The sequence below is a fragment of the Pontibacillus salipaludis genome (genome assembly GCF_014642405.1).
GTDB classification, from domain to species: Bacteria; Bacillota; Bacilli; order Bacillales; family BH030062; genus Pontibacillus; species Pontibacillus salipaludis.
On record NZ_BMIN01000038.1, the window covers coordinates 1 to 1,451 of the forward strand.

The 1,451-nt window shown below is 41.3% G+C and carries 1 protein-coding gene; it reads right to left on the reverse strand.

All coding sequences use genetic code 11. The features are described 5' to 3' along the window. Positions 1-33: 33 nt before the first annotated feature. A protein-coding gene (locus IEW76_RS20680; RefSeq protein WP_373286023.1) for an IS3 family transposase occupies positions 34-1,397 on the reverse strand; the annotation gives its coding sequence in 2 pieces (ribosomal slippage) (positions 34-935 and positions 935-1,397; 1,365 coding nt in all). Between the last annotated feature and the right edge of the window lie 54 nt (positions 1,398-1,451).

Sequence of the window (1,451 nt, forward strand, 5' to 3'; positions counted from 1 at the left end):
TTGAACTTGAACCATAAAGTTGGACACAAATTCTTAAGCTGCTTCTATAGTTTGTTGGCGATAATTGGCAGGGCTCTTCCCATTTAATCTCGCTTTAATTCTTCTTGTATTGTAATAATGAATGTACTTGTCCATTTGTCTCTCGAAGTCTTTCATATTTTCAAATGATTTTCTATAAAGAAATTCAGCCTTAAAAATGCCAAAGAAGTTCTCCATTACAGCGTTGTCATGACAGTTCCCTTTACGTGACATACTTTGGACGACACCTTCCCGTTGTAAGCGGCGGACAAATTGGGGCATTTGATAATGCCATCCCTGATCCGAGTGTAAGAGGAGATCGTCGGATTCGGAAACATGTTCAAACGCATTCTCTAACATAGTTTCTACAAGGGCATACGTGGGCCTGTATCCCCATGTGTACGTAATGATCTCACCATTAAATAAATCTTGAACCGGGGAAAGGTAAACCTTCTGGCCAAACAACTTGAACTCCGTGATATCAGTTGCCCACTTCTCATTTGGATTTTCGGCTGTGAATGCACGGTTCAACACGTTATCTGAAACTGTCCCTACTTTACCGCCATAGGAATAATATTTGCGTGCACGAACCTCACACTTAAGATTGTCTTCCCTCATAATCCGATAGACTTTTTTAGGATTGATGAGATAGTTTCTGTTTCGAAGTTCCATATGGACGCGACGGTATCCGTATAGCCCGTCGTGTTCTTCAAAAATTTCATGGATCTCGGCTCTGATCTCCTCATCACGATCCGTTTCATTCATAGCTTTAATCTGATAATAAAACGTACTACGCGGGAGGCCGGCTATTTTGCACAAGCGATCAGTAGGGTAGCCTTGTTTACGCCTCAGTTCATCGATCGCTTCTACTTTGAATCGTTTCGAATGTTTCGGGTGTTGTGTTTCTGAACTAAGGCTCTCAACTTTTTTAAATAAGCAATTTCCATGTGAAGTAGTTCGTTTTCTTCCTGTAACTCTTCATAGCTCTTAGGCTGTTCGTTTTGAGATTCATGGTTCTTGTTAGTCATTTCTGGTTGCCCCTTTCCAGACCAATCAAGGGCTTCAGCTCCTCCTTTATCCCAATTCTTTTTCCACCTGGCGACCATTGAGTAATCTGGGATTCGGAAGAGGGCTGAGGCCTCTCGAATGGAGTAATTCATGGTTTCGATAAATTGAATCACCCTCATTTTAAAATCTGGAGAGTAGCTTGGATAGACGGGAATAAATGCCTGTTCTTCATGGTATTTGTAGAGTTTTACCCAGTAACGGATGACAGAATCATCCACGCCCACTCGGCCGGCTAACTCTCTGTAGCTCGTTCCTCCATTTAAATATCTTTGAACCACATCATGTTTAATGAATGGAGTAAATTTTTTCATTTTCTCACCTCATATTCTCAGACTAACTGTGTCCAAAAATATGGTTCAAGCTCA